This is a genomic window from Collinsella aerofaciens, assembly GCF_040910245.1.
Taxonomy (GTDB): domain Bacteria; phylum Actinomycetota; class Coriobacteriia; order Coriobacteriales; family Coriobacteriaceae; genus Collinsella.
The window spans coordinates 1-2,602 of the sequence record NZ_JBDGAY010000043.1 but is presented as its reverse complement, the minus strand read 5'-3'; the positions used below and the strand labels follow the sequence as shown (position 1 = coordinate 2,602).

The window sequence follows — 2,602 nt, the reverse complement described above, 5'->3', positions numbered from 1 at the left end:
GTCCATTTGCTGTCTATAATACTCCTTGTCGTTCTCGGCTTTGAATACCTTTGTGCCGTTTCGCTCTTTTTCAAGTATAGCCTTTCCCAGTCTATCGGATAGCTGTTCATTTTCCCCCTCTAAAGCCTTTATTTTGGCTTTTAAGGCATCTTTTTCCCTATCGTTAACCGTTTTCCCTATCAAGCCGTAAAACTTCTCTGAAGCCTTAGAAATGAGTTTTTGGACGTTCTTCTTTGTTTCAATGGAACGTAGTTCTTTCTGAAGCTGAAGAAGCTGGTTTTGCACGTCCTTGTGCTTGTCTAATGCACTGGATATATCGTTTGATAGTTCCTGAAGCTGTTCTTTCGCACATTCGGTCTTGTACTGCATAGCCGATAAGTGTTTGCGATCAGAAGAAACACCACGTTCCATGCCCAGTGCTTCAGATGCTATGGTTTGGAGTTCTGCCATGTCATCACGCGATAAACGCACACTTTTCCCATTCGGCTGCGTCCAATCGAAAACTACATGGGCATGAAGGTTAGGTGTCCATTGCTTTGCGTTCATGTATCCTTCGTCCTTGTGTATATGGATTTGAAATGCTTCGATACCGAAACGTTCTTTACAGACCGTGGCAAACTGCTGGAGTTCCTGCATGGTGGTTTCTTGTTTGATTACTATTACCCCCTCCCGTATGGGTGCTGCTTTAGTCTGCATCTTCTGCCCAACCGTATCGAAATATCTCTGTTTCGCACTCTCCAGCCGATGGGAGATGCTATCTCCAACCCAGCTTTCATTCAAATGACTAAGTTCCGGACGAACATAGTCCAACTCTTTTTCCCTAAAGTTGTGAATCTCGCTCCCCGGCTTCACTGCTTGTACATGAATACTTGTTGCTCCCATAAGTTAACATTTTTGTGACAATCGATAACAGCCGGTGACAGCCGGCTGACAGGGGGTTAAGGGGGCTTGTCCCCTTACACACGTACCCTTTAGGGTGCTAGTGTGCTATCACCATACTGCATAGGTGCGAAGTTAGTGAATGTTTTGTAAATGCACAAATAAAGGGGAAAACATTTGGATTTGCGACAATAAAGTACTACCTTTGTTGCTGACCAAACGGTAGCCGACCGATACGGGAGAGTTACCAAAATACAAGCCGCTGGAGTTAATTGACGGACATCCGACATCTCCAGCGGCTTTATTTTTGCCTATCTGCTTCGTCTAGGCATACCAGTACCTCTACTAAAAATGTACTTCAAAGATACTTATTTTCTACCGACTTGATAGTTTTTACCCCATATTCTTGGACATTTTTCCCCCATGAGGTTATCTTTGTAGGGTGAAAGAGAAACCCATAAACGGGGATAGATTGAATGCTGGGAAGCATAAACAATCGGGGTAAGGTTAGCGAACCTTGCCTTTCATCCCCCATTATAACTTTACATAGAGGAACTTTATCTATCCCCCCCCCGCCCCCAAAGGGGGAGCGACCAAACGGCAGCTTCACTCAATGGAGTGTTACAGTTCATCAAAGCCAAGTGATAATTGTCGTTTCTCTGCTTCTTCTTTCTTTTGGGCAGCTAAAGTCTTTTTCCGAACGTATGTTTTTGTAAATGAAACCCTATCCCCATTAAAGACAATCAACGGATTAATGAACCAATTATATTCGTTTGGACCTCTTGCTATGATTTCACTTTGTACGAGCTCTGCCAATCCTTTGTATATGGCTTTGTCTGATTTGTATTGGGTGTATTCTAAGCATTTTCGCCTATCGAAAATTATCATATCATTCTTAGGCTTCATGCAAGTTAGAATATACCCGAAAACCCGAATAGCTGATTGTGATAGATTGAAAAAAGCGGCAAAATTCGCAAGGTATAGTTTTGCAAATTGCTCTTCATCTACTTCTATTTGTCGGATAAACGAGGTTTTGAATACTTCTCCTGTATCTGTATCAGCAACAGCAACTACAGCTTTTTTATCACTTCCCGTACTACTTTTGTATTTCTTAACAACGTGATTTTCAATCCCTTCAATTGCTTGTTTCATAAAGGGGTTTTCTTCGTTTTTTTGAAAATCGGTTAATTTGAGTACTTTCTTATTTTCCATAAACATTCTATTTAGGCAAATTTGACTTTCTATATATCGGTGAAAAAGTATAATTTGATTTTCCACAAAGGAATATTTAAATTTCCATTAATACAATAAAAAAGCAAAATATATTTTCCTTTTTAACATCTAATAGGAAAGAGTGACTTTCTAATATGGAAAATCAGATTTTCCAATATGGAAAATACCCTATATTGAGTATCAACTACTTAACTTATTCTATTTCTTAAGTTCTTATTATACCCTAAAAACGGCATATAATCAACTACTTAAAAAATCATCGGTCGGGGAGCGCCCAGCGGCAAGGGGCGGGACCACCCGTCCCGACGAGCGCCCACACCATAAACTTTTTTTCGAATAAGCACACAACCGTTTTTCGAACCCTGCAAAATTTCTTCCGAATCCGAACGACGTAACACTCCATTGAGAGAGGCTGCCGTTTGGTCGCTCCCCCTTTGGGGGCGGGGGGGGGGTTACATACCCATACCGAAACCTCAGCTTCTGGTGATTT

Annotated in this window: 1 protein-coding gene and 1 pseudogene; both read right to left on the bottom strand. The window is 41.4% G+C overall.

The annotated features are described in order from the left end of the window. A pseudogene (locus tag AB5Z20_RS09775) lies at positions 1-882 on the bottom strand (hypothetical protein); the annotation flags it as partial. Positions 883-1,500: 618 nt separating this feature from the next. Beyond that, a complete protein-coding gene (locus tag AB5Z20_RS09770) occupies positions 1,501-2,091 on the bottom strand; it encodes a hypothetical protein (RefSeq protein WP_008670455.1) in 591 nt (196 codons plus the stop codon). Between the last annotated feature and the right edge of the window lie 511 nt (positions 2,092-2,602).